The organism is Crateriforma conspicua (assembly GCF_007752935.1).
GTDB classification, from domain to species: domain Bacteria; phylum Planctomycetota; class Planctomycetia; order Pirellulales; family Pirellulaceae; genus Crateriforma; species Crateriforma conspicua.
The window spans coordinates 3,714,497-3,740,440 of sequence record NZ_CP036319.1 but is presented as its reverse complement, the minus strand read 5'-3'; the positions used below and the strand labels follow the sequence as shown (position 1 = coordinate 3,740,440).

Annotated in this window: 19 protein-coding genes and 1 pseudogene; 7 read left to right on the top strand and 13 right to left on the bottom strand. The window is 56.9% G+C overall.

The annotated features are described in order from the left end of the window. Positions 1-212: 212 nt before the first annotated feature. Positions 213-1,413: pseudogene (locus Mal65_RS27590) on the bottom strand (IS256 family transposase); the annotation flags it as partial. A gap of 469 nt (positions 1,414-1,882) precedes the next feature. Between Mal65_RS27590 and Mal65_RS13895 the strand changes: the two are divergent. After that, on the top strand, positions 1,883-3,040 hold the full coding sequence (locus Mal65_RS13895; RefSeq protein ID WP_315852808.1) for a DUF6807 domain-containing protein: 1,158 nt from the start codon (positions 1,883-1,885) through the stop codon (positions 3,038-3,040). Between the two features lie 192 nt (positions 3,041-3,232). Beyond that, positions 3,233-3,601 carry a flotillin-like FloA family protein gene (locus Mal65_RS13890; protein ID WP_145298615.1) on the top strand — a complete coding sequence of 123 codons (369 nt, stop codon included), beginning with the start codon at positions 3,233-3,235 and terminating at the stop codon, positions 3,599-3,601. A 619-nt stretch (positions 3,602-4,220) separates the two neighbouring features. On the opposite strand, the gene Mal65_RS13885 is transcribed toward Mal65_RS13890, so the two are convergent. From Mal65_RS13885 to lacZ, 3 genes are all read right to left on the bottom strand, one after another. Then, complete coding sequence (locus tag Mal65_RS13885; RefSeq protein WP_145298612.1) at positions 4,221-5,006, bottom strand: PEP-CTERM sorting domain-containing protein; 786 nt, start codon at positions 5,004-5,006, stop codon at positions 4,221-4,223. 263 nt (positions 5,007-5,269) lie between these two features. After that, positions 5,270-6,499 (bottom strand): ISL3 family transposase, encoded by a 1,230-nt coding sequence (locus Mal65_RS13880; RefSeq protein ID WP_145292848.1) that lies wholly within the window; start codon positions 6,497-6,499, stop codon positions 5,270-5,272. Positions 6,500-7,019: 520 nt separating this feature from the next. Beyond that, positions 7,020-10,193, bottom strand: a complete 3,174-nt coding sequence (gene lacZ / locus Mal65_RS13875; protein ID WP_145298609.1) for a beta-galactosidase, LacZ type — start codon at positions 10,191-10,193, stop codon at positions 7,020-7,022. 610 nt (positions 10,194-10,803) lie between these two features. Between lacZ and Mal65_RS13870 the strand changes: the two genes are divergently transcribed. Further along, positions 10,804-11,067, top strand: a complete 264-nt coding sequence (locus Mal65_RS13870; protein WP_196784152.1) for a hypothetical protein — start codon at positions 10,804-10,806, stop codon at positions 11,065-11,067. 149 nt (positions 11,068-11,216) lie between these two features. Next, complete coding sequence (locus Mal65_RS13865; protein WP_196784151.1) at positions 11,217-12,479, top strand: hypothetical protein; 1,263 nt, start codon at positions 11,217-11,219, stop codon at positions 12,477-12,479. A 37-nt stretch (positions 12,480-12,516) separates the two neighbouring features. Here the strand turns inward: Mal65_RS13865 and Mal65_RS13860 are convergent, their stop codons facing one another. The 4 genes from Mal65_RS13860 to Mal65_RS26505 form a co-directional block, all read right to left on the bottom strand. Next, positions 12,517-13,530 (bottom strand): SGNH/GDSL hydrolase family protein, encoded by a 1,014-nt coding sequence (locus tag Mal65_RS13860; RefSeq protein ID WP_165701263.1) that lies wholly within the window; start codon positions 13,528-13,530, stop codon positions 12,517-12,519. A gap of 11 nt (positions 13,531-13,541) precedes the next feature. After that, entirely contained in the window at positions 13,542-13,958 is a 417-nt protein-coding gene (locus tag Mal65_RS13855) for a bifunctional nuclease family protein (protein WP_145298605.1), read from the bottom strand. A 183-nt stretch (positions 13,959-14,141) separates the two neighbouring features. Further along, positions 14,142-15,038, bottom strand: coding sequence for a PIN/TRAM domain-containing protein (locus tag Mal65_RS13850; RefSeq protein ID WP_390621854.1), 897 nt, complete (start codon positions 15,036-15,038; stop codon positions 14,142-14,144). 153 nt (positions 15,039-15,191) lie between these two features. Further along, on the bottom strand, positions 15,192-15,329 hold the full coding sequence (locus tag Mal65_RS26505; protein ID WP_165701262.1) for a hypothetical protein: 138 nt from the start codon (positions 15,327-15,329) through the stop codon (positions 15,192-15,194). Positions 15,330-15,529: 200 nt separating this feature from the next. Here Mal65_RS26505 and Mal65_RS13845 point away from each other — a divergent pair, with 200 nt between their 5' ends. Continuing rightward, positions 15,530-16,765 carry a sulfatase family protein gene (locus Mal65_RS13845; protein ID WP_390621974.1) on the top strand — a complete coding sequence of 412 codons (1,236 nt, stop codon included), beginning with the start codon at positions 15,530-15,532 and terminating at the stop codon, positions 16,763-16,765. Between the two features lie 61 nt (positions 16,766-16,826). Here Mal65_RS13845 and Mal65_RS13840 read toward each other — a convergent pair whose 3' ends face one another. The 4 genes from Mal65_RS13840 to xseB all read right to left on the bottom strand — a co-directional run bounded on the left by Mal65_RS13840 (position 16,827) and on the right by xseB (position 21,287). Further along, entirely contained in the window at positions 16,827-17,702 is an 876-nt protein-coding gene (locus Mal65_RS13840; RefSeq protein ID WP_145298599.1) for an NAD(+)/NADH kinase, read from the bottom strand. 8 nt (positions 17,703-17,710) lie between these two features. Continuing rightward, a complete protein-coding gene (dxs, locus tag Mal65_RS13835) occupies positions 17,711-19,618 on the bottom strand; it encodes a 1-deoxy-D-xylulose-5-phosphate synthase (protein WP_390621973.1) in 1,908 nt (635 codons plus the stop codon). 98 nt (positions 19,619-19,716) lie between these two features. Next, positions 19,717-20,754, bottom strand: a complete 1,038-nt coding sequence (locus tag Mal65_RS13830; RefSeq protein WP_196784149.1) for a polyprenyl synthetase family protein — start codon at positions 20,752-20,754, stop codon at positions 19,717-19,719. A 95-nt stretch (positions 20,755-20,849) separates the two neighbouring features. After that, the gene (xseB, locus tag Mal65_RS13825) at positions 20,850-21,287 is read right to left on the bottom strand and encodes an exodeoxyribonuclease VII small subunit (RefSeq protein WP_145298597.1); all 438 of its coding nucleotides are present in this window, start codon (positions 21,285-21,287) and stop codon (positions 20,850-20,852) included. A gap of 308 nt (positions 21,288-21,595) precedes the next feature. Here xseB and Mal65_RS13820 point away from each other — a divergent pair, with 308 nt between their 5' ends. Both Mal65_RS13820 and Mal65_RS13815 read left to right on the top strand, forming a co-directional pair. Further along, positions 21,596-23,158, top strand: a complete 1,563-nt coding sequence (locus Mal65_RS13820) for a coiled-coil domain-containing protein (protein ID WP_145298595.1) — start codon at positions 21,596-21,598, stop codon at positions 23,156-23,158. A gap of 798 nt (positions 23,159-23,956) precedes the next feature. Continuing rightward, positions 23,957-24,940, top strand: a complete 984-nt coding sequence (locus tag Mal65_RS13815) for a hypothetical protein (RefSeq protein ID WP_145298593.1) — start codon at positions 23,957-23,959, stop codon at positions 24,938-24,940. Between the two features lie 169 nt (positions 24,941-25,109). Here Mal65_RS13815 and ppk2 read toward each other — a convergent pair whose 3' ends face one another. After that, positions 25,110-25,922: a polyphosphate kinase 2 gene (gene ppk2 / locus Mal65_RS13810; protein WP_145298591.1), complete on the bottom strand. Its 813-nt coding sequence runs from the start codon at positions 25,920-25,922 to the stop codon at positions 25,110-25,112. Between the last annotated feature and the right edge of the window lie 22 nt (positions 25,923-25,944).

Genomic DNA, 25,944 nt, shown 5'->3' with positions numbered 1-25,944 from the left:
AATCGACCCCACTTCGTCGATGACCAAACATGCTCTACCGGGTTCGGGTCTGGATAGCAGGGCGTTAGATAGATGAATAGAGCAATCGTAAAATGTTGTGTTTCGAGGTGTTGAATTTGGCAGCGGTCTGTTCTTGCAGAATTCCGCCATTGAAAGAAAGACCGTCCTTCGATGACGAGGGTCATCTTTTCGTGGCAGTTCAGACGCCCTCATTTCTTCGAGGTTGACTCGGCAAGCTTGAAGATTATTGCCAAGCTCGAACGACGAGTGCCATTGCCTTTGGTCTTGCGATGACGAAGCCGGATCGTCGAGAAAGTCAATGCAATCGGACTTGTCGTCCTGAGATGAATCCGGTGCTCGGCAGGGAATTCGTAGAACGTCAGCAGCAGGTCGCGGTCTTTCTTCAAGCAGTCGCGAGCCTAAGCGTACTTCGCTGGGTATTTTTAGATGAACGCATCGGACGCTTTCTCCGCATCATCCTTCGTCTCGGCTTGCCAGATTTCATGAAGGTCGCCTTTGGCTTTGGGCTGAACGCTCCTCGGCAACTTGTTCAGAACGTTGGCCGTTTTGTGACCCCAGCAGCGCTGCCCTTGCATTTCAGGGAACGCTTTGCAGATCGCCGCCCAGAAACCGAGGGCACCGTCACCGACGGCGATCCTCGGGGCCTTCTGCAAGCCGCGCTGCATCAGGTCAATCAGCAACTCACTCTAGCTTTGTTCGCTTTCGCGATAAACGTCCAGCACGGCAATCAGTTCCTTCTTACCATCTGCGCGTCGCGCCCATGAGGACCAGTAAACATCACTTTTAGTCGGCATCATCTTCCAGGCGAACCTTCGTGTAGATGCCATCGGCCCACACGTAAACGTACCGCTTGCCCGACAGATCGTGCTTGCCCCAGTCGTCGTACTCACTGCACCACTGTTTTTTGAGCCGACAGACAACATTGGGACTTAAGCCCGCTGCACGCTCTCCAACCAGGGCTTGCGCGAAATCGCTCGTGGAGATCGCTTTGAGGTAGAGCCAGGCAATGAGTTCTTCAATCGATGAGGTCTTTCTTAGATAGCTCGACTTCACACTTGGTGCAAAACGGACACGGCGTTCGGGACCAGGGTCGTTGTCGCGGGCTCTTCGCTGAGTGAAGAAAATCTCGTCGACCCGGTCAGAATCTGCCGCTCGGGGAGAAAGCCGTTGTTGACGACCAAGCGTTGTCCTTGCTCGTCGGTGCGATGGGCATGCTGGGAGATAGTCGTCAACTTCGGCATCGATGGCTGACTGGAGCATGCCTCTGTCTCCCTCGCGGGCGTTCTCACCAAGCGTCCTTTTCTGATCAAACTAAGCTCTGAAGGAAAGGACTTCCCGATCCAGAGGCCAACTCTCTGGAACGTCTTGTCGGCCTGCCTTAGTCTTGGGCATGGTGTATTCCCTTGCCCACTTCGGGACGCCCAGGTGTAGCGGTTTCAGCAGGATGCGCAACCTTCATTCTCTTGTATCCATCGACAAAGCAATCGTCGGCTACTCGACCGCAACGAGCATTCAGGGGTAACTGATGTGGGGGACGCCTTGCCGCGTCAAGCCAATTTTATCAAGCGACCGCTGGGATCATTGTCGCTGATTTTGGACTCATCGTATTCTTTTGAAGATGCCATCGACGCGACAGATCATCCGATGATCGTGTCTCTCATTATCGTCGATGGTTTCGTTGGAATGTCCCGAAACGGTTGGTTTGACTTGAAACCCAGCGCCTGCGTCACAAAAACGCTGCATCGGGGGCGCAACGCGGAGGCGACGGATCGAAGTTCGCCATTCCTGCGCTGTCTTGTTCTCTTGTCCCCTGCGTTTCAGTCACTCGTTTACACTGCTTTAAGCACGGGGCCAGCAACTGATGTTGTTCTTGTGCCCCGAGTGTTCCGACCCGACCAGCATCCAGAATGATGGTCAGCGTCGCTCGGGAATTTACGCCGATCAACCTTTCGCAGTCACATCGAAAATGCGCGCAGCCTTAAAAAGCACAACGAGTACTCTTGCGAGGACACGCCGTGAGCCAATCCTATCGGGACCGCTGACGCTGATGCTTTGCATTGCGTCGGTTCCGCTGGCTGTTCAGGGCGAAGACCTCGTGTTGACGGAGACGGAAGACACCATTCGCATCACGCTCCGCCAGAAACCTGTGCTTGAATACGTGAAGACGGCGCGGACGGTCCCGTCAGGGCTGGATCAGTACTACCAGCGTAATGGCTACATCCATCCGGTGTTTGCCCCCACGGGCGAGCAAGTGACAGGAGACTACCCGTTGGATCATGCTCACCAGCACGCCCTGTTTTTCGCTTGGACGAAAGCAACGTTTGATGGGACCCACGTGGATTTTTGGAACCAGGCGAAGCAATTGGCGGGCATCGAGTTCCGCGGCGTGTCCGAGATCAAACGATCTCGCAAGCGCGTTTCATTTTGCGTCAAGCACGCCTTCACTGTTGGCCAGGGGAATGAGCGAGTGGATGCGATTCACGAGACTTGGACTGTTTCCGTCTATCTGACCCCGAGTGATCATTTTTTGTTCGACGTTGAAAGTCGTCAGCGATGCGCCTCGGACAAGCCCCTGAGGATCGAAGAGTATCACTATGGTGGCATGGCGGTTCGCGGAAATGCGACTTGGCTGAAAGAGAACGCGGATCGAACGATTAAGCCCGGTGACCTACAATTTTTGACCAGTGAAGGAAAGAACCGTTGGGACGGCAATCATACTCGCCCCCATTGGGTTGCGATGTCTGGCAAAATTGCAGGGCAGGACGTGTCGTTGACAGTGTTCTGTCATCCCGACAACTTCCGCGCACCTCAACCCGTTCGGCTGCATCCAAATAAGCCGTACTTTTGTTTCGCTCCTTCTGTGGTCGGCGATTTCAAAATCGAGCCCGGTGAAGAATATGTATCGCGGTATCGCTATCTTGTGACCTCTGGGCCTGTCGATGTCGACCTTGTGGATAAACACTGGAAACAATTTTCCTCGTCAAACGAGGATTTGGTCCCGGGCCGTGAATCCAAATGAACCAAGCTCCGGAGAGTGTGACCAATCCAACGTTGTCGCATTCTTTCCGTTGCGATTCACATCCGTTCCTTGCCGGTACTGGCAGGCAAGAATGAAGATTCCGCCGTGTTTGGATGGCCAGTTCCTGCATGGCTAGACAGTTGAATTGCATGATTAACGCCGCTTGCCCCAGGGACATCCGAGAACCCGAGCATGAACAACGAATTGATCGCCATCATTGTTGCTGCGTTTCTTGCCGTCTTTATATTGGTTGTCGCGACCGTGTTTCTATTGTTGATTCGACCGTGGTTGCAAGTCTTCTTGTCGGGCGGAAAGGCATCGCCGCTCACGATTTTGGCAATGCGACTTCGCGGGATGCCGGTCAAAACGATTTGTGACGCCTACGTGATGATTGTCCACTGTGGCGTGGCAGTCGACATTAACCAGATTCAAAGGGCACACTTGATGGGGGCCGATGTCGACAAATTGGCGCGTGCCGTCTGCTTTGCGAAGCAGAACGATGAACCGTTCGTTTGGGACGATCTGGTGGCGACCGCGATCGAAGACAACTCGCGTCGTTAAGCTCGTGTCTACGAATTGATCGCCCGAAAGTCGGTTACGAATTGCAAACAATCAAATCGGACCAGCCGATCGACGGTAGATTGCGCATTGTCGGAACGCACGGAATTCTCGGATCGCTTCATCGGCAAAAGCGTACAGATCAACGCCAAGACCAGAATCCAGGATGCAATCGGAACCAACGTTTTTCGGAGTTCCGAGGGGTGCTCGTTCGCTTTCATCGTTCGACTCATCCGATTCGGCTCGTGGGGGTCTTTCAACAGAGATCCCACGTGAAGGCCGAGTGAGCGCCAAAGCTTCCTATTTTTCGATTTTTCCTGGCCACTTTCTCCGTTGGAGCATCTTGGTCGACGAAGGGCTACCTTGAGAAACGATAAGAAGACACAGGGTATCGAACGGATACACTGAACCCCACGCACTCTTGCGGTGATGTAACCAAGAGCTCGAAAAGTGGCGGCAGGCTCGCCAAGTTTTCAGGTGCTGTTTGGGTTCATAAGCGTCAATCAAGAACCCCAAATGCGCACCAACGGGTCGCCCCCGGCGACTCCCGCCCTCTCAACACGGCTCCACAACTCAAAAAAGACGCCTGACCCCTTTGGTGTAACGCGGAGCCAAGTCCGTTTCACCGATTTGTTTTCCGGCGGTCGCGTGGACTACTGAGAAGCGATGATGAAGCCCCTGCCAAACGTCTGCGTCGCTGAACGGCATTTTGAAGAGAGACCGCGCCAACACCAAAAAGAAACATCAGGCTGGAAGCAGGTTCCGGGACCGCTGAGGCGTTGTGGGTGAATGACCTCCACTGCGTTTCACCCTGTGCATTGGTTGTCCCGTCACCGAACAAAATCGTTTCTGTCGTGGCCCCGCTGGAGTAAGTCGTGCCGGCAAGAATCAAGTTTCCATCCTGAAACAAACGGATGGGGCTCCCCAAAGTTTTCCCGTCAACCACAAGTGAGTAATCGTGGAAGGCATTGGTATCCACTGATGTGTTCTCGGGTCCGCGAGAGAGGGGCCCGTCGAGGAAGAAGACCTCATCATTGCCGACAAAAAGGACTGCGCTGACATCGGGGGCAACTGTGACTGCGACTAAGCCTACTTCGCGAAAGACTTGGTTACTGAAGCCGGAGATGTAGGCCATCTCAAAATCGACCACCGTCTGCGACGGGATATTCAGCTGGGTGCCACTCATCGAGTAGAACATTTGCTCGAGAACGTTATCACTCTGGAGCGTGAGTGTTGGTGTGGTGAATACAGGATCTTCTGGAGTCGAGTTGTCAAAAAGTGAGTAACCGACAGCATTTGGTGTCACGCCCGAGGAACCCATCCAGGTGACAATTCCACCTTCAACCGCCGACGTGCCAGAGACGAGAATTACTAAAACGGCTACATAACCTGCAGGTTGGACTCTCATCAATTCACAAGTCTCATTCGAGTTTTGTCGTTCGTATGCCTATGATTAGATCCGAAAAAGTCTAATTTCGGATATGCCATTTGTCAAAAACGTGGCTGGCACGAACTTAGTCCAGTCCTGTAGGTCATGCTCCGCATGACAGGGACTCTCCGACCGCGGGCGGCGCTGGGCGACGTAGACACCGTCACGCACAGCGTGACCTACTGATCTATGGTCGCCGCTGGTCGGTGGAACTTCACATCTAAAATTTGGTCCATCCGGGTTTATTGTGGGCAGAGATCCAGTCCGCCGCAGTAGAAATAGATCGCGGTTTTGAAGTTCTCTCGGTTTCGGTAGCCACCGACGCGTCGTTTGATTGACATGATCTTGCTGTTGATTCCTTCGGCTACCGCGTTGGTGATTCCATGAACGCAGTAACTGACGACGTTGGCGAGACGTTCCTTGATGGTGCGGGCGACCTTCTTCAGCGGAGTCAGCTTGGTGTGAATCACTCGCCGGTACCAGTCCTGGAAGAAGAGCGTTGCTGACCCCGCGTCCTCATGGTGCCACAGATCGCGAAGCATTTCCTTATAGGCCCAAGCCTTTCCCGTCTCCAACTCTTGCTTGTAGACCCGGTCGAATCGTTCTCGCTGGGCGTCAGTCAGGTTCTCTTGCCCCGAGAGCCAGAGATAGCGAGTTCCCGTCAAGCGATCATCGCCCTGACTCTTCAGTTGGCGGTGTTCGCCGCGGCGAACCTTGTCGACCGCCTCGCTCGCCAGCTTCATGATGTGAAAACGATCGTGCACGATCTTGTGCTCCGCCATTGGAATGTTCTGCTTCGCGCTTCGGACGAACGCGGCACTCATGTCCATCGCGATGGCCTCGACAGAATCGCGTTGCTCCTGCGAAAGCTGCGAAAAACAGGCGTTTCCGCTCTCGGTATCGTTGCCATCGGAGATCGCTTCGACGGTGCTGCGATCAAGGTCATAAATCAACGTGATGTAGTTTTGCCCTTTGCGGAAGGCCTTTTCGTCGATGCCAATTCGCGGCATCGGTTTTGCCGACTTGCGAGCTTGCCCGCGAGCGACTGCTCTTTTGAGAATGTGCCAGGTCTCGTCCCAGCTTGTCTTCAAGATGCCTTGGGCTCCTTGGACGGTTTGCGTGGCGAGCAACACATCGATCGCAAAGCGTTCAAAGAAAATAGTGAAGCGACTGCTCTTCTCCGCCCAAGGCAACGTCGCCTGCCTGACGCCGTGCTCAGGGCAATTCACCCGAGGCGGTTGAGCGTGAAGGACGGTGCGGAAATGCATGGTGTCCAGGTGTCGCCAGCGACGCGACTTCGTGTGATCGTAGACCGAGCAGGCCTTGCCGCATTCAGGGCAACAAAATGAGGTTCCCTCAGGATGTTCGACGTACACGTCAACTTGCTGGGCTTCGGGATCGAGTTTGACATCAGCCACGAACCAAGGCTGCTTGAGTCCGAGGATCTGCTGGTAGAATTCGGTTTCTTGCATCGGTGCCCTCCTTTGCGGAGAATTCTAACCGACCCACAGAATTCCCGGATGGACCTAAAATTTGCAGACACCGATGAGGATGTAGCACTTGCGTTGCCAAAGTCCTGCGATGGTTCGCAAAGAATTTCACAGCCACTTGATTGGCGGCACCCCGATCCGGGCGGCGATGATAGCGTCCACATCGAAGCTCCGCATTTCGCCGACGCGGTTGAACTTCACCGGTGCAATGCAAGCACTGGAAAAGTTCGCCGCGTCGCTAAGGTTAGGGGGCGGACGTTTTCAACAGCGACGGGAAAACCCGCTCGAAACACTATCAGAACTTCATGCGGGAAAACGGCCGGGGCGTCAAGGAGCCAGGGAATCGAAACGTCGCGTCAAACAATTCAAGCTCATGCAAAAGCCCTGTGATCCGGACCGAAAACGTTACCCCACGGCAGCTTAGCGCCGAAGTTCACGCCATCCACTTCTGATCCCTCAAACGCAGCAGGGCTGTTGATGGGTTGCAGTGAATGACGTGATGTTACTTGGGGCGAATGGTGAACGACCACTGTCGATGCCCGGCGGGGATGCGATACTTTTCGAGCGGCATCGCCTTGGGTGACCAAGAGTCGGTTCCGCCCACACCCATTTGTCGGTCATCCAGGTTCAGCGTGTAAAAGCCTTGCTCCACTAAATCGTAGGTGTGTCGGGCTTCGTCAATGTTTTCCGATGAGTAGGGCCAAATCGAAAACCCAAAAGGCTTCGAGCCGTCGATTCGAATGGTTTGGCCTTCACCGGACAATTCCAACCATCGCGTTTCGGTTCGGTAGCCATTTTCTTGCGGCATGGCGTACTCGAAATACAGATCGTCGGTGGGCTGCACATGCCGTGCGACTTCCGCACCGCTGTTGCGGTCCCAGTAGTTTTCCCACGGGCCCTTTCCAAAGTACTGCGAAGCGGAAAAGACCTTGGAGATGCCCATGGTGACACCGAAGCGCGGAAGGTTGGGAAGCGTTTCATCCGCGTCCAGATCCAGTGTAACCGCAACGGCACCGTCGCCAGAGATGCGATAGTCGATCTGTAGTCGCAACCGGTCATGGACCTGGATGACAGTGACGTGCGCGGTGTTTGGTTCGGAGGATTGCAAGCGAACGGACTGCGTTTTCAGCTTGTCGCCCAGTTCCTTCCAATATTTTTGGCGAACATGCGTCTTTGCTCCTCCCCGGTCGTTGTCCGTTTGGGGACGCCAGAAGTTTGCTCGCATCGGGCTATGGATCCACTGGACACCATCCATTTCATAACTGACAAGTGCACCGGAGGTTCGGTCGATTTGTGCGGTGAATGATTCTCCGACAAAGGTGTATTGATCCGCTTGTTCGCGAATCTCCAGCGTTGCTAATGACGGCGGATCGTCGGAGGCCGGCGATTCCATGGGCAGTTGAAACTGCTCTTTCGCAATTTCATATCCTTGATCGCACCACAAGCGGTCGCTGGTCTCGTGGAAGCTGACACGCAACCAGTATTCGGCGTCACTGTCGTCGATCGGCATCGAATAGGGAAGCGTGATTCGCTTCGCTTGCCCTGCCGGGAGGTCGATAGTGCCGAAGTCTGCTTCTTCGATCGTCTGTCCGTCCTTGGAAAGGGACCAGCGGACTGCATAGTCATCCGCATTGTTGAAATGAAAGCGATTGACGACGTTGATCGTTCCTTTGGTCAGGTCAACTGCTTCGAAAGCGATCGGCTGGAAAATGTATTTGCATTCCTGGGTCTTCGGGGTCGGCGTCCGATCGGAGTTGAGCACACCGTTGAGGCAGAAGTTGTTGCTGTTGGGCTGATCTCCGAAGTCCCCGCCGTACGCAATGTATCGGTCGCCCGCTTCGTTGGTGGTTTGCAAGCCTTGATCGATCCAGTCCCAGATGTAGCCTCCCATCAAGTTGGGTTTCGAACGGATCAAGTCCCAGTATTCTTTCATGTTGCCGAGGGAATTGCCCATCGCGTGGGCATATTCACACATCACGATCGGACGGTGGATGTGCTTTGCATCGGCAAGTTCACGCAGCTGATCGACCGAGGGGTACATGCGGCTAATGCAGTCGACATAGGGCGGGTCATCGGGATTGGCTGGCAGAGCCCAACGTTGTGACTCGAATCCACCGGCTGGATTGTACTGTGGACTGCTCGGGTCCCCCTGGGCACCTTCGTAGTGGACGAAACGACTCGGATCGTAATCCTTGATCCAACCAGCCGCCGCGGCGTGAATGGGCCCGCATCCCGATTCGTTTCCCAGCGACCATGAAATGACCGAGGGGTGATTCTTGTCCCGTTCCACCATGCGGATCACACGATCATTCACGGCAAAGTGCCACGACGGTTCGTTCACCAACTGTCCCTTGATTCCATGTGACTCCAGATTCGCCTCGTCCATGACATAAATGCCGAACTGGTCGCACATGTCATAAAAGTAGGGATCGTTGGGGTAATGGGATGTTCGGACGGAATTGAAATTGAATCGCTTCATCAGGCGAACATCTTCTCGCATGTCCGCTCGCGTTAAGGCTTTGCCATGAACGTGATCATGGTCGTGACGATTGACGCCCATTAGTTTGACGGGCACTCCATTGACCAATAATTCGCCGTTCTCACTGATATCGATCTCGCGGAAACCGACTTTGCAACTTCGCGCCTCCGCCAGTTGTCCATCGGGATCGGTCAATCGGAAGACGAGTGTGTAAAGGTAGGGCTGCTCGGCCGACCACTTCCGAGGCGAGTCGACGTTTGTTTCCATCAGCCCAAACTTCACATTGTCTCGTTGTGGGTATCGTTCGTTCACAATGGCGTCGACGTCGATCTTCAGCTCCGAATCCAAGACGGCTTTACCAGTGGAGTCATGAAGCTGAGCGGACAATGTCCAGCCTTTCCATCCATCCAGCCGATCGGCCAGGATCCGCGGTCGAATCCGAAGGGTCGCATTTTGGAAGTCGTCATCAAGATCAGTGCGAACGAAGAAATCATTGAGCGCAGTCCTTGGCTGGCGAAGAAGCAGCACTTCGCGATGGATACCACTGAGCCGCCACATGTCTTGGTCTTCGAAGTACGATCCATCGGACCAGCGAAACACTTGGACTGCCAGACGGTTCGTCCCAGGCTTCACCAGCTTCGTCACGTCGAACTCGGCGGGCAGGCGGCTGCCTTGGCTGTAGCCAGCCAACTGGCCGTTGACCCAAACGTAGAACGCCGATGATACGCCGCCGAAGTGCAGAATGATTCGGTCCTTGGTCCATTGTTCGTCGACTTCGAAGTCTCGAACGTACGACCCGACGGGATTCTCGCGATCGATCCGCGGGGGATCAGCTTTGAATGGGTAGACCGAATTGGTGTAGATCGGCTGGCCGTAGCCTTTGACCTCCCAGCTTGATGGGACAGGCAGGGTGTCCCACTGCGTCACATCAAAATCAGATGCGAAGAAATCATCCGGGCGGTCTTCGGCGTTCGGCGTGAATTTAAACTTCCAGTCCCCGTTCAAAGACGTCATGCGCGATTCTTTTCGGTCGCCCAGCAGCGCGTCTTCCGCGGTCGCGAATGAGTAGGACGTAACACGCGGGGGCATTTTGCCCTTTTCAATGACTCGCTCGTTTTCCCAGTCGTTAGGGAAGACCTGGGCGATTGCGGTCGATGCAAAGCACAGCACGCACGCAACGAAAAACAATCGTGACATGACAAGGGACTCTCGGGTGGGGATCATGATGGCCCGAATTCGAAACGGGCGTCGGCAACTTGAACGCATCGCAATCGGATCGGATGGGGAATCCATTGTCCAAAGTCGCGTGCATTTCGTTCCGCGGTGGTTCCTAAGAATCTAACATCTTCCGCCCGGGGATTCATCCATCGACAGGCAATGGTCGAGCCTGGCCATGTGGATCACAGCTTGTGTTTTTGTGTGCCGGCTGGCTTTTGTCACTACAAATTGGCCTGGCAATACATTCTGTCATCGGATGCTGAGGTGCCTGATGCGACCATTCGTGACCACCGCAGCCGATTTGATGCAGAGGCGAAAGGCACTGATGTCAATCCAGTGTCCCAATCGAGACTGATTGATTGGGACAAGTAGCAGAGCGTGGTCAGCACGGCATCGGCGCAGCGTTGCCCGTTATGGAAGAGGATGCCGGGCGTGAAGGGCCGCTGGGACGTGCTAAACTTCGGCGGAAACGCAGTGTGATTTTTGAGCGATCGCGACTGCTGGTTCGTGCGGGTTGTTCCAGTTGCAGAGTTTGGTTCTGGGTGGGTTCTTTCGAATGGTCGAGTATTGCCGACGATGTCATCGCGCTGTGGATCCCGATCGCGATTGGATCGAGCGATTCTTGCGCGAAGGCGCCCCCGATCCACCGGAGTCGCGTGCAACCAAGGCCGACTTGCGACAGGCGATCGCCGAACGGGATTATCTGTTGAAGCAACTACATGCGATGGCACTGCGGATGCTCGCCAAGGAATTGTCGATTGCCTCTTCGCCGCCGTTGTCCGACGATCGTTCGCCGTCGCAGATTCATGAGGACATGCGGCGTTGGCTGCAGGACCAGCGGCCAGGATCCTAAGTCGCCTCGGCGATCGCGCGTCGCTAAACAGTCGTCTTCACTGAAGAATCAGATTCTGGCATCTTAGGTGCACTGAAGCGGGATTAAGTTGACGCCATTGAAGTCCCGCCATTGATGCGTCGCGTTCCATACGGACGGAGTTTGCCGTTTTGAGTTCTACCGAGATCCTGTCAGATGCGCCGGAGACGTCCGTGGATGCGGAGACGCCGATGGATTTGATCGAAATCGGTGTGATCGTTGCTGGCCCGTTGGATTTTGTCGATTCGCGGGCGGCCAAGCTGGCGGTCGAACAGGCGGACGCTCGTTTGACTGAGATGTTCCCCGGTTTTGAATTCAATTTCTTCGAAATACGACGCCCGGAGCTTTCGGCCGGTGCGACGAGTGATTCGACATCGATCGAGCCGGCCTTGTTGTTGCAGCGGGCGCTGGAAGAACGTGACGCGCGGCACTGGGATTTTGCGTTTGTGCTGACCTCCGCGGAACTGGAAGGGATTTATTCGCCGTATTGTTTTGCGGCGTTGAGTCGATCCATGGACGCGGCTGTGATTTCGCTGTCACTGATCGATCCGCAAGCCTTGGGCGTTGATGTTGATCACGTCGAACGCATCGAGCGAATCGCCAGACGTCTGAGTCGTTTGATGTTGCACGCGATCGGGCACTTGACCGGATTACCCAAAAGCGATCACCCAAACGACTTGCTGTATCACCCGCCCGATGCACAGGCGTTGGATTTGATGGCGGCGCTTCAGCCGGAGGATGTGGAGCGACAACGGGAAGTCTTGGAATCGATCGCTGACCAGCGTTTGGAAGAAGGGGCCGGTAAACAATTGAGTTCACCGGCGTTTGCGATTCGCGCCGCATGGATCAATCGTGCCCAGATTTATCGATCGATCTGGGCGGCTCGGCCGTGGGAGTTTCCCAAACGTTTAAGCCGGCTGACGATCGCGTCGTTTTCGGCGCTGGCGATCTTATTCATGACCGCGGAATCCTGGGACTTGGCACTGGCCCAAGGTGCACCACGGATCGTGGGCTTGGTCGCGTTGACCGTTTTGACCACCACGATTTTTGTGGTGACGCGACAGCAATTGTTGGTTCGCCGACGCAAACGACGAAGCGAGCAAACGGTGGTTACCAGCGTGCTGGCGATCGCCATCGTGTTGCTGGGAATGACGGTGACTTGGCTGACACTGTTTTTGGTTGGTGCCGTGTTGTCACAATTGTTGTTTCCGTCGGGCCTGATTGCTTCTTGGGCATCGTCAACCATTGAAACGACCAACGACTTGTCGTGGATCCATCGACCTCAGATGGCGGCGTTCAGCGCATCGCTGGCTTTGTTGATCGGTGCTTTGGGTGCCAGTTTTGAATCGCAACACTATTTCCGCCACATCATTTTTGTGGACGAAGAGATCTAGCAAGTGGATGCCGGAACCGCGTTGCTTTTGGTCCAGCCTACGGCTGAGCTGGCAGTTGTTTCGATTCGATCTGGTCAAAGATTCGGTCGGCCGCTCGGACGGCTTCGTCGATCGGCAAGCCTTGCGGTATTCCGGGACGTTGATGGCCTGCGGCCGTTACGAAAGCGTCACGCAATAGACGCATCGCTTTGACGTGTTCGGGCGCCGCCACCGGTTTAAACTCAGAAGCATTCGCGGCATCTTTGGATGATCGAGATTGCCCCAATGCGTTGACGATGATCGTGGCCATCACCGCATGACCGCGATCACTGGGATGCACTCCATCGGGTTGCAAAGGCTCCGACGATGAAGCAACCGACGTTTGATTGTGTAACGCGTCGCTCATTGGGCCGTGCAAGTCGATGACGGCGTACCCGCTGAATCGCATTGATCGCAGCCAGTCCGCATAGGTTCGCATCACCGCCGGGTAATCCCCGTCGATCGGTTGTCGAAACCGCGAAGCATCGAACGAGGGCGGTGTCACGTGAATGATGGCGATGTCACGCTGGACCGCAGCATCATGCAATCGCTGAATGCCATTGCGGAACGCGGCAAACCGTTCGTCGCTGAGCGGTTGATAGATTCCACAGTTGATGCCGTAACAGGCAATGATCAAATCAGGCCGACTGACCCGCAGCACGTCATCCAATCGTGTATGCAGATCTGGTCGTGGAAACCGTCCGCCCGCATGTCCATCTTCGCTTAAGCCGGAAACGGTTTCACTGGGCAAACCCATGTTGATCACGACCGGCGGCGCATCGGGACGCTGGCCGCGCAGCCATTGCTGGATGGCCGCGACATAGCGACCGTCAAAAGTGATGCTGTCACCCAGAAAGACGATTCGATCCGCGTCGGAAACCATCTGCCACATCGATGGTGACGATTCGTCGTCTGTTTCGACCGACGGTGTTTGTGCCAAGCTCGGCGAAACCACCATTGCCATCAACCAACCGGCGATCGCGACGGTGAACAAAGCGTGGCGGCGAATCCGGCGTAACGTCAGACATCTCATGGCGACGCGGCTCACGAAGTCGTTGATGTGGCTTCATCCAAAACCGTTTCGCTGACATAAATGGGCAGCGGTGGGTCGAAAGTCACGGCCACCGCAATCGCATCGCTTGGGCGGGAATCAATATCGATGGTTTCACCGTCGCTGCGGATCAATCGCAGCTGAGCGAAATAAGTGTGATCGTTCAGGTCGCTGATGATCACGCTTTCGACGGTCGCATCCAGCGCTTCGGCGATACGGACGATCAGATCGTGAGTCAACGGACGCGGCGGCTGATAGTCTTCTTTAACGCGGCGATCGATATTGGTGGCTTCGAAGATACCGATCAAGATCGGGAACTCACGTTCGCCGTTGACTTCCTTCAGATAGATGACTTGGTTGTCGGTCAGCTCGGAGATGATGATCCGAGCGAGCTGCATTTCGACGGGCATAGGCGTTCGGCTTCCCTGAAACGATTCGAATCATGACGCAACCACATTGTAGCATTCTGTGGTGGGTCGTAGCGTGTCGCGGCGTCCGCACTTAAGGTTTGCTCAACGCATGGGCGGACGAGCGAGCGATCAATCTTCACATTCGGACAGCCTACGATCGCGTCGGCCATCGGTGGCGGACGATCAGCCGCGGTTGGCGTCGCCGTCATAGCGGGTGAAGATCATCTTTCCGGCGTTGGTTTGCAGGGTGCTGGTCACACGCACCTGCAATTCTTGGCCGATCCGTTTGCGTCCACCTTCGATGACGACCATGGTGCCATCGTCCAGGTACCCGATCCCCTGTTCGGGGCCTTCGCCGGGCTTGATGACGCGGATCCGAAAAACTTCATCGGGCAGATAGACCGGGCGGAGCGAATTGCTGATTTCGTTCAGGTTGATCACCGGAACGCCCTGCAGCTTGGCGACCTTGTTCAGGTTGAAATCGCCCGTGACGACTTTGCCTTCCAAGTGTTTGGCCAACAGCACCAGTTTCAAGTCCACCGATTGGCCGGCAAATTCGGGCAGCTCGCGATCAAAGATCTGTAGATCGACTGTTTCGTCGGCCCGCAAACGGTTCAGCACGTCCAGTCCGCGGCGGCCGCGCGTCCGGCGCAGCTTGTCACTGCTGTCGGCGATCGCCTGCAATTCGGTCAACGCGAATCGCGGCATGATCAACTGGTTGTCGAAGATCCCGGTGGCCACCAAGTCGGCGATGCGTCCGTCGATGACCACGCTGGTGTCCAGGATCAGCGGCTTGAAGCCTTTGACCTCCCGAACGAATTCCACGTAAGGAATCAGAAACCGGAAATCGTCTTTTGTTTGCAACAGCAAACTGGTGCAGACATACACCAAGACCAAGCCGACAACCAATTGGAACGCGCGGCCGTTGACCATTTGTTCCAGCATAGGCGCCATGGCGATCCACAAGATGAACGTCAACAAGACCCCGACCAGCACGCCGAAATAGACCGCGGTGATCGTGTCGATGCGTTTCTTGGGGATATAGATGTCACCCAAAACCACGGCCGACGCCCCCGCCATGACCGAGGTGAACAGGGCGTAGGGAACCCACGATGGCGCCCCTGTCGGCACTGTCGCATCGATGACCGCAGCGGACACGCCGCCGGCACAAGCGATGAACAGACAGCGGAGTACAATCAGTGCCATCGACGATACGTGGTGGATTCGAAACGGTTAAACTGGTCGGGTGACTCGGGCGGTGGTGATCAAAACGAAGCCTGCCGGCGTGTTGTCACACGACTCCGACGATCGCAGCACAAAACTGCGACCGATGATCGGATCGCCTTCCACACTATCGCAAACCAGCAGCATTGGTTTGTCCAGCCCACTGAAAAAACTGCTAAACGGTTCGCTCTGACATGAAAAGCATGCATCTCCGTCATTTTCGCATCTTGTTCGTTTTGATCGCAATGTGCGTCCTGAGCGATGCCTGGGCCGGTCGTGCGGAGGCTGACGATTCTGAGGGGCCTGGATCGGGGGCATCCGGCGGATCGGACCGTCCCAATGTGGTGATGATCATCAGTGACGACCAAGCCTGGACCGATTACGGATTCATGGGGCATGAGCACATCAAGACACCGCGGCTTGACGAACTTGCCGCCCAGTCGTTGACGTTCACTCGCGGGTACGTCCCCACCAGTTTGTGTCGCCCTTCTTTGGCGACGATGATCAGCGGGCTGTACCCCCACCAACACGGCATCGTGGGCAACGATCCGCCTTGGGCGGGCATGGACGCGGGGCAACGCCGTCCGCCCCACACGGCCCAGCCGTATTTGCAATCGCGGATCGATTACTTGCGGCACATCGATGCGATGACCACCCTGCCCGATCGCTTGGCGCCACTGGGATACCGATCGTTGCAAACCGGAAAGTGGTGGGAAGGCAACTTTCGCCGTGGCGGCTTTGACGCCGGGATGACGATCGGTGACATGTCACGCGACGGGCGCCACGGCGACAAGGGCTTGGCGATCGGTCGACAAGGCATTGCGGAAATCGATGAATTCCTGGACCAGAGTGTCAACGATCATGCACCGTTCTTCGTCTGGTACGCACCGTTTTTGCCGCACACTCCCCATACGCCGCCTCAACGTTTGCTGGACAAGTACGAACCCGTCGCGCCGTCATTGTCGATCGCAAAGTACTGGGCGATGTGCGAATGGTTTGACGAAAGCTGTGGTGCGGTGCTGGACAGTCTTCAGCAACGCGGGCTAAGCGATAACACGATCGTCTTGTACGTTTGCGACAACGGCTGGGTCAATCGAACCGACGCCAGCCGGTACGCACCACGCAGCAAACGCAGCCCCAACGAAGGCGGCATTCGCACACCGATCATGGTCCGTTGGCCGGGGCACGTCGAACCCAAGATGGAAAACGACCAAATGGCCAGTTCCATCGATTTGGTCCCGACCGTGTTGGCGGCGGCCGGACAAGACATCCCCGCTGAACTGCCCGGAATCAACCTTTTGGATGCCGCTGCGGTCGAGGGACGAAATCAATTGGTCGGCGAAATCTTTGACCACGACATTCGATCGCAAACCGACCCGGCAGCCAGTCTGCAATACCGCTGGATCATCCGCGATTCGATGAAGCTGATCGATCCGTCGGAATTGATGGACGACCAATCACTGCAGTTGTACGACTTGGCCGACGACCCGCATGAAAACCACGACTTGGCGGCCGAGCGACCGGATTTGGTCGAAAGTCTTAGCGAAGCGCTGGACCAGTGGTGGGCACCGAAAACAAAGTAGTCGCCAACGTATTGGGCGACTGACTTTGACGCGTCAGCACGTTTCGTCATCGTGCCAACGTCTAACGATCCGGGTTCACGCTGCCGCCCCAACCCAGTTTGTCGCGCAGCGTGCGATGGTCGTTCTGTCCGGGCACCGATAGCATGCGGAAACTGACATCCGCACGACAGATCCGGACGCGGTCGCCGGGATACAGCCGGTCCATCGGCCGACCGTCCACGACGATGGAGGTCGATTCGGTCGGGTCGGTGATGGAAAATTCCATCACCGTGTCGGCGGTTTCCACCAACGGACGATACGTCAATGTGTGCGGGCTGATCGGGCTGACCACCATCGCCTGCAGGTGACGACGCAGAATCGGACCGCCGGCGGACAGATTGTGGGCCGTCGATCCGACCGGTGTCGCCACGATCAATCCGTCGCAGCGGTATCGAGTTGCCAAATGACCGTCGGCCCAAAAATCGATGTCCAAAATTCGATAAGGCGGGCCGCCCAAGATGGCCCCTTCGTTCAATGCCAGTTGCTGCGCCGCGACTTGGCCGCCACGAAACAGCGTGATCTGTAGCATCAAGTGTTCGACGACTTCGAACCCGCCACAACAAACCTGCGGCCAGGTATCCAGGAAGTCATCGGGCGACAACGCGGCCAGGAAACCCAAGCGACCACAGTTGATGCCCAGCACGGGAATCTGGTTGGTGCCCATTTGACGCGCGGACTGCAAAATCGAACCATCGCCGCCCAGAACGATCACCAAATCGTGATCCTTGTCCGCAAAGTCATAGGCGAACTCCAGGTCCTCCACCACGATGTCGGCGCGCTCGGCGATCGCCGGCCGAATCCGTTCCAACTCCTTGCGAACCAAATCCCGATCCGGCGCCCCAAGAATGGCAACTTCCGGACGGCTTCGCATTCGGTCCAGCCAAGCGTCGGTGGACATCGCGTCGCTCACGTCGAAACCGAGGTGGAGATGCCCGCTTCTTCACGACAAACGTCGGCGATGCCTCGCGGTGACAGTTGGCTTTCGTCCAACAGTTGGGAACGATCACCGTGTCCGACGAACTGATCGGGAAGCGCCAGTGTGCGAACCCCACGGGTATCCAGACGCTGTCGAGCGGCCGATTCCAAGAAAGCTGATCCAAAACCGCCGACCGTCGTGCCTTCCTCCAACGTGATGACAAACCCGTCGCCGCCGACAACATCCGCGATCATCGCTTCGTCGATCGGTTTGACAAAACGAGCGTTGATGACGCGAACACTCAATTCGCCGCTCAGCAGATCCGCCGCCGCCAGGGCGTGTTCCAACATCGCGCCGTACGCGACGATCGTGCCGTCGGTGCCCTCGCGAAGGACTTCGCTTTTCCCGATGACGATTTCGTCCGGAATACGGTCCAGCTGCGGCGCCGACGCTTTCGGGTAACGGATTCCCGAGGGGTGATCGATTTCCAATGCCTTTTGAAGCATCAGTTCCAACTCGGCCGCATAGCCTGGCGCCATCAACACCATGTTGGGGAACAGACGCATGTAACCGATGTCGTAAACACCGTGGTGCGTCGGACCATCGGGTCCGGTCAGCCCGGCGCGGTCCATCATGAAAATCACGGGCAAGTCTTGCAGTGCGACCTCTTGGAAAACTTGGTCATAGCTGCGTTGCAAGAACGTGCTGTAGATGTCCACGATCGGACGCAGCCCTGTTTTTGCTTGCCCCGCCGCAAAGGCAACCGCGTGGGATTCGCAAATTCCGACGTCGAAGAATCGATCGGGAACTTGTTCACGAACGGGTTCCAGTTTGTTGCCTTGGCACATTGCCGCCGTGATCACCGTCACGCGATGATCGTTCTGCATCGCACGCAGAATCGCGTCGCGGGCGTGGTTGGTGTACGGGGGAAGCCCCGAACTGGGCAACGTGACCGGACCTTCGTCGGTGTCTTTGAATGCCGGCGGTGTGTGAAAGAACACCGGGTCTTCGGCCGCCGGTTTGTAACCGTGCCCCTTCTCCGTCACGACGTGCAACAAGACCGGTCCCGACATGTTGCGGACCAGTTGCAAATACTTGCGCAGCAACTGAATGTCGTGGCCGTCGATCGGGCCTATGTACCGGATGTCCAGTTCTTCGAACAACATCCCGCCAAGCAGTCCTGCTTTGACGCCTTCCTTCATCTGTGCCAGCAAGCGTTCGGCCGGATCACCGAACATGGGGACGTGGTCCAGCAAGCGAACGACTTCGCTTTTCAAACCCGTATAAAACGGATTGCCTCGCAAGCGATCCAAGTACTTGGCCATCGCGCCGGTGCGAGGACAAATCGACATCTTGTTGTCGTTCAACACGATCGTCAGATCGTCGCCAAGTTCGCCGGCGTTGTTCAACGCTTCGAAAACAATCCCGCTTGGGAATGCACCGTCGCCGATGACGGCCACGGTTTTGCGGTCGCGTTCGTTTTGGACATAGTCGCCGCTGCGCAGACCCACCGCCGTGCTGACGCTGGAACCGGCGTGACCGGTCATGAACAGGTCGTAATCGCTTTCGGCCGGGTTTGGATAACCCATCAAACCGCCGGCAGTGCGGATCGAGGCAAAATCGTGATAGCGGCCGGTGATCAACTTGTGCGGATAAATCTGGTGCCCGGTATCCCAGATCAAGCGATCGCGAGGAAAGTCGTATTCCGCGTGCAGGGCCAGACACAATTCAACCACGCCCAGGTTGGACGCAAAGTGCGCCGTTCGCGTTGCCAACAGATTGCACAGAACGTCCCGGATCTCTGCCGCGACTTCGTCCAATTTCTCGTGCGAAAAATCTCGCAGCGGGCGTGAATCGCCCAGTGCCGCCAGCAAGGGGTGCCGGGCGGCTGATGTCACCGGCGTTTGCCTGTCAGTCGTTTCGTTTTCAGTTTGCTTCTTCGACACGCCCGATCGTCCTGACACCGGTTGTCCGGTTGGTTGTTCGCTATTGTCCGTCAATGCGTTCGCTCCAGTACATACCCCGCCAATTTAATCAACCGCCACGCGCCGTCACCCAGCAACCGGGCATGCGACACCGCCGATTCGGTCAACTGCACCGCTTTTTCACGCGATGCTTCGACGCCCAACAGGCCCGGATACGTCAACTTTCCTCGCGCCGCATCCTTGCCGACTTGTTTGCCCATCGCGTCGGCGGTCGACGTTGTGTCCAGTAGATCGTCCACGACTTGGAACGCCAGCCCAAGGTCTACAGCGTAGTTGGACAAGTTTTTCCGCGTCAAAGCGTCCGCACCGGCCAGAATCCCCCCTAAAGCCAGCGATGCGTCGATCAACGCCCCCGTCTTTCGGCGGTGGATCGCTTCCAGATGGGCCAGCGCCGCCAGGCGACCGGGTTCGTCCGAAGTCCAATCGTTGTCGCATTGACCCGCATGATCCCGCTCGGCTTGCAAATCATCGGACTGTCCGCCCACCAGAGCCGTCGCGCCCGCCGCGATCCCCAGGTGCCGGACGGCCGGGCCGACCAAAGCCGGATCACGGATCCCGTCGGCCAGGGTCGCAAAGGCCGCGGTCAGCAACGCGTCGCCGGCCAGGATTGCGGTCGCTTCGTCAAACTGCAGATGCACCGTCGGACGGCCGCGACGCAAATCGTCATCGTCCATCGCGGGCAAATCGTCATGGATCAGCGAATACGCGTGAATCATCTCCACCGCGGCGACGGCGGGCGCCAGCTGCCACGCCGCTTCACTGTGCGGGTCGATGCCGCACACCTGCCCGGCCATCAACACCAAGGCCGGTCGCAATCGCTTGCCCGGGGCCATCAATGCGTAACGCATCGCATCGGCCAACAGTGCGGGACATCCATCACCGGTCACGACTTCGGAATCCAAAGCACGCAACAACATCGCTTCGATGGGCGCCGCCAAATCGGCCATGCCCGTTGCGTCTTGGGACGATGCATCAACGCCGGACGCGCCGTTGCCGGATGCCCCGCCGGAAGATTGCTGAGATGAGACGGATGACGATCGTGATGTCACGTGGGGCCGGATCCTTTCAGGCTGCCGCATTCATTTTCAAACACTGCATTGTAGGCAGACGAACACCCAGACAAACGGGGGCTGAAAGCTGCAACCTAGAACAGATGCCCGGCGCCACCGTCGTCCGAATCCCCGGAAACCTCATCGTCCGATTGCCCGTCACCACCGACGGTCCGCTTCTTCGCCCCACGTCGACTGCCACGCGCGGATTGTTTTTGCAGCAGATCGTCACCGCTCGCGTCGTCAAAGTCGGTCGTGATCGGCTGGCCGTCGGCATCGATACCGGCCAGCAAGCGGACCTGCTGTTCGGCACGATTCAGATAGTCATGGCAGCGTTTCAATTCTTTGACCGCTTGTTCGTACTGCTTCAGCGATTCGCTCAAATCCAAATCGCCGCTTTCCAACTGATCGACCACCGTTTCAATCTTTTCGACGGATTCTTCGAACACGAATTTCGGCGCGTCGCTGTCCGATTCCGACGGATCGGATGCCGCGGCGGACGTTCGGGTGCGTGTCGATTTTTTCTTGGCCATCAGCGTCTCGGGTCTCCCAAGGTCTTCTCGGCGGGGTGCGTCGCCGGTGACTGGCAGGCTAACGCGCGTCGAGATTTTTGTCAGTCCCGTCGATCGCTCACACCGATGGGTGATCACGCCGGCCGGATAGCACAGGCCCTTTCACCCCGCACGATCGCCACGATTGGAATCATTGAAACCAACGACCGTGGTTCGATTCGTACGACGAATTCTTTGACGCCAGGCGGTTTACGACCTAGATATCAGTGGACGGATGCTCCATTCGGACCGTTCGACACAGGCAAAGAGATTCATGGCTGACCGCAACAATGGCTCGAAAAACAAGGAAACGGAACCGACGTCGCAACTCGCGAAAGCCCGAAACGAAGGTCGCATGCGCCCCCGAAACGGCGCTCCCTTCGCAGAATCCTGACGCCACACCGGTCGACCCGCCGGAAGCCGACGAGTCCACGCAAGACCCGGTATCCGATCAAGTCCCCTTGGTGGAATCACCGTCGGTCGCGGTGCCTGACCCGGTTGCCACCGATGGCCCCCAATCAGACGACGCAGCGGCCCCATGCGATGTCGCCACCAGTGACACCGAAGCGGACGACGTTCGAAGCACCGACGATATCGACGACGTCGTGGCCGCCATCGAAAAAGCGGTCGCCATGGCCGATCGTCATGACGGCGATGATTGCGGCACGGGCCAAGAATTCGAACCGTGTTTCGAGGACGTCGCCGAGGCGTACGCCGACCAGACTGAGTGCCCCTTCGATGGCCCCTTGCCGGCGAATTTCGAAGCGGTCGCCGATGATGTGGCGAACCTTGATGATTCGACAAGCCATAGCGATGACCAGGCGGGCCAGGAAACCGATTTGGGTTACCGCCCGGTCCCCTCGCATTGGACCCCCGCGTCGCCGGCAGCCGACAGCCCGCTGACCGCGTTTGCCATCGATCAGTTCATGCCCGCGGATCCGGTTCGCCAACAGGCATGGACGACGCAACCATCGCTTGCACCGGAGGCAGTCGGCCCCGCAACGGCGATGTCGTCGGAGCTGACCGAGCGTTTGTTGGCAGAATTCGCCGACTTAAAATCGCACGTCATCGAAGCCACGGATTTGGAATCGCTGAAGTCGCGGATCGATGAACTGACCGAAGCCAACGAATCGCTGCAGAAGCAGAATGATGAACTGGCCGAACAAAACGCCGACTTGGCTTCCCGCGTCGCCGGCAGCAGCGTCCAACAATCGATCGAATCCGACGCCACGCAGCCCGGCGGATCGCCCGATCTGCTGACATGGGAACAACGCAAGGAATTGATCTATCGGCAAATGGAAGAGGACTCTTTCGACGCCGAATCGTTCCTGACGACCTTGAAGCAGAAACAAGAATCCAGCGGCGTCATCGCGGCACAAGCGGCAACACCGGGCGACGCTGAATCACTTGGCGACTTCGATCTCGCCGATACAGTCGATCCCGCAGATACAGTCGCACGGTTGTTTGACCAGCTGGAATCGTTGCAGCAACAAGTCGAACGTCGTGACGATGAATTGGGCGAATTGCGTGTATTGTTGGAACAACGCGGCCCGGCCGAAGACGGCATGACAGTGGGGGCCGCATCGATCGCCCAGATGTTTGACGCGGATGAATTGATCCAGGAAGAACGTCAACGTCTGCAAGACATGCAGGCGGATTGGGAAGAGAAATTCCGCAAAGTCGAAATCGAGGCCTCTTTGGAACGGGCCAAGCTTTCACGCGAACGCCAAGAACTGCAGCGGAAGAACGCTGAACTGGAAGAACGTTTGGCCCACGCACGCCGTGAATGTGAACAGAACAACGCCGGCGGTGAAGGAAAGAAACGCCGCTGGGCCGCCCAACTGGGACTCTAGGCGACAGCTATTGCATTCGGGGACCTAACGCATCGGCGTTCTGGCGGGTCCACCGGGCGGTGTTCGCGCATCAACAAGGCCGCCCTTCGCACCGCGTCAGGCGACCCATTTTCATTCGGCTCGGAATCAATGGTCGTCGAAGATCTCGGCAATCGGTGGGCTATTTCAAACCATCGAAACGTCACCGAACCCCGACGTCACCAAATTCGTCTATTTCTTGCGGTGACGAATCTTGGCTCGCATCCTGCGCTTCTTACGTCCGACTTTACGACGTCCTTTACCTGATTTCTTGGTTCCCACCGAGTCGAGTCTCCGAAATGTGATGGATGTTTGCTTGGCCGCCCACGACGGCCACGGATCAATGAAGGTATTCAGCCAAAGAATGCGGTGCGTGTGAGGTCGCTAACGGCCGCAGTGCAGCAAGCGAACCCCGAAATCGCAACGCGGTTGGTGCCCCAAAGCGTCGGGGCCAGGCGGATCGCGGGTTTTGGCGCCTTCCGCGTCGCCTGTTTCGATTCAAAGCAGCACGGAAGATTAGCAAAAATCACGCATTTCACAAGTCATCCTGTCGTTGGCCCCCGGTCAACGGCCGGTTTTCGCAGCGACCTGCGTCATTCCTCCAGCCGCGTCACCGAAGCCGTCCGTCCGCCCGGGCGACCAGAGCCACAAAGATCTTGACGTGCGGGTGTACAGAAAGTTAACCACCGGTTGAAAACCAGGGCCAATGCAGCGATTTTCGTCGCCGGCCCGGCGGTTTGCCGTTTGTGATTCGCGCCCCGCACCGAAAAGATCAATCGCTTGGCGGTCCGACCTGATTCATTGCCGGAATGGAAATCTCGTCCCGTTCGCCACGCGAAAGGGGCCGGCATTGGTTTGTTGGCCGCGCTGTCGTTGGCCGGCTGTGCCAACTGGCGTCAGAGCGAAACGGAGCCTGTGGTCACTCACAAGGCCGAATCGGTTCAAACGCTGCACCATCGCACCGATGCACTGGTGATGAGTAGCCGATTCATCACCATTCGCCCGCCGGAACCGATCGCCAAAGTTGCTGAAAGTCTGGCCGCGGAAGACACCCCTGATGGGATGGCAAGCCAGGATTCGGAATCCAGTCCCGCCGGTGATTCTTTCCTGCCCGATCCCTGGGACACGATTTGGAACTGGGTCGATGAAACGGTCGTCGATGCGGGCGATCGTCGACGCCTGTTGGATAACGGTTTGCGCGTCGGATTGGTCAAGGATCGTCAAAAGGTCGATCAGTTGTTGGCGGAAATGACACCGCCGTCGGACTTGATCAACGACTTCATGGAACAGACCGAAATCGCCACTGACGTCTCGGGGCTAAGCGGTGCGTTTCCGGTGCGATGGGCCGAGCGTACCGAATTGTGGGTTCGCCGGGCCGACTCGAAAACGCGAACCGTGTTGGCTCGCATCGACGGCCAAACGGTCGGCCGAACCTTGGATGCGCCGCAACCATTGTTTGCTTTGGAAGCGAATCCGACATCGATGGCCGGTCAAATTCGGCTGACGTTTCGGCCGGAGATTCAGCACGGACCAATGAAGCGTTCGTTCACGCCCAGCAAGGCGGCGGTTCGAATGGAACAACGTCGCGATGCTTGGTCGCTGGCCGAAAATCAATGGGACGTTCGGCTGAGCGAAGGCGACGTTTTGATCGTGGCGCCGACTCGGACCACACAGGCGTTGGGCAAAGCGATGCTGACGCAACAAACGGCCGATCAACAGACCTTTCATACTGTCGTTCTATTGACGTTGGATCGGATTCCGTAGGTTGAGTTGGTTGTTTTGGCGGGGGTACGGGCCGCCGCGTTGCCGAAATTGCGTCGGGCCCTAGTTCGGTATAGGGCCTGTTGCGGACGCTACGTTCGCAGAGCGAAAGGCGACGATTGGGGTCCGCACCAGGCCGGCTTCCAACAAGCGATGTTGCGGCGAAGGCACATCAATAGTGCTGGGGCACAAAGTTACGGCCGGACAGGGATGCCGTATCGTCATAGGCCCCTTCTTTGGACCGCTTGGGCAATCTGACTTCTTCGGCGGGGACCTTCTCGTACGGAAACTGATTCAACAGGTGCCGGATGCAGTTCAATCGTGCGCGTCGCTTGTCATCGGACGGCAAGATGTTCCAAGGTGCGTGGTCCGTGTCGGTGGCTTCCAACATCATGTCGCGTGCCTTGGAATACTCATACCACTTGCTGCGCGAAGGAAGATCCATCGCGCTCAATTTCCACTGCCGCAGCGGGTCGGTGATCCTGGCTTCGAACCGTCGCTTCTGTTCCTCGTCACCCACCTCCAGCCAATACTTGATCAGGCGGATTCCGCCATCGGCGATGTAGATTTCGACCACGGGACATAGCTGCAGAAAACGCCGGTGTTCTTCTTTGGTACAGAACCCCATCACATACTCGACACCGGCGCGGTTGTACCAACTGCGGTCAAAGATCACGATCTCGCCGGCGGCCGGAAAGTGGTTCATGTATCGTTGAAGGTACATCTGGGACTTCTCGCGATCCGACGGTGCGGGAAGTGCGACCGTGCGAAACACACGGGGGCTGACGCGTTCGGTAATGGCGCGAATCGTCCCGCCCTTTCCCGCGGCGTCGCGGCCTTCGAAAATAACGATCGCACGGATGCCGTTGTGCTTCACCCAAGCCTGCAAATGACAAAGCTCTGCCTGCAGTTTGCGAAGCTCTTTCATATATTCCGTACGTTTCATCTTTGACGCGGCACGCTTGGAATCCGGTTTCGAAGCCATGTTGTTTGTCTCGCATCAAGTG

Bases quoted from the DNA above. Each gene is read 5' to 3' on its own strand.
- Mal65_RS26505 (WP_165701262.1), bottom strand. From the start codon at position 15,329: ATGCTGCTGGTTTGCGATAGTGTGGAAGGCGATCCGATCATCGGTCGC.
- ppk2 (WP_145298591.1), bottom strand. From the start codon at position 25,922: ATGGCTTCGAAACCGGATTCCAAGCGTGCCGCGTCAAAGATGAAACGT.
- Mal65_RS13880 (WP_145292848.1), bottom strand. From the start codon at position 6,499: ATGCAAGAAACCGAATTCTACCAGCAGATCCTCGGACTCAAGCAGCCT.
- Mal65_RS13845 (WP_390621974.1), top strand. From the start codon at position 15,530: ATGATCATCAGTGACGACCAAGCCTGGACCGATTACGGATTCATGGGG.
- Mal65_RS13855 (WP_145298605.1), bottom strand. From the start codon at position 13,958: ATGCCCGTCGAAATGCAGCTCGCTCGGATCATCATCTCCGAGCTGACC.
- Mal65_RS13850 (WP_390621854.1), bottom strand. From the start codon at position 15,038: ATGGCGGGGGCGTCGGCCGTGGTTTTGGGTGACATCTATATCCCCAAG.
- Mal65_RS13860 (WP_165701263.1), bottom strand. From the start codon at position 13,530: ATGAGATGTCTGACGTTACGCCGGATTCGCCGCCACGCTTTGTTCACC.
- Mal65_RS13840 (WP_145298599.1), bottom strand. From the start codon at position 17,702: ATGTCCACCGACGCTTGGCTGGACCGAATGCGAAGCCGTCCGGAAGTT.
- lacZ (WP_145298609.1), bottom strand. From the start codon at position 10,193: ATGTCACGATTGTTTTTCGTTGCGTGCGTGCTGTGCTTTGCATCGACC.
- xseB (WP_145298597.1), bottom strand. From the start codon at position 21,287: ATGGCCAAGAAAAAATCGACACGCACCCGAACGTCCGCCGCGGCATCC.
- Mal65_RS13895 (WP_315852808.1), top strand. From the start codon at position 1,883: ATGTTGTTCTTGTGCCCCGAGTGTTCCGACCCGACCAGCATCCAGAAT.
- Mal65_RS13820 (WP_145298595.1), top strand. From the start codon at position 21,596: ATGGCTCGAAAAACAAGGAAACGGAACCGACGTCGCAACTCGCGAAAG.
- Mal65_RS13890 (WP_145298615.1), top strand. From the start codon at position 3,233: ATGAACAACGAATTGATCGCCATCATTGTTGCTGCGTTTCTTGCCGTC.
- Mal65_RS13885 (WP_145298612.1), bottom strand. From the start codon at position 5,006: ATGAGAGTCCAACCTGCAGGTTATGTAGCCGTTTTAGTAATTCTCGTC.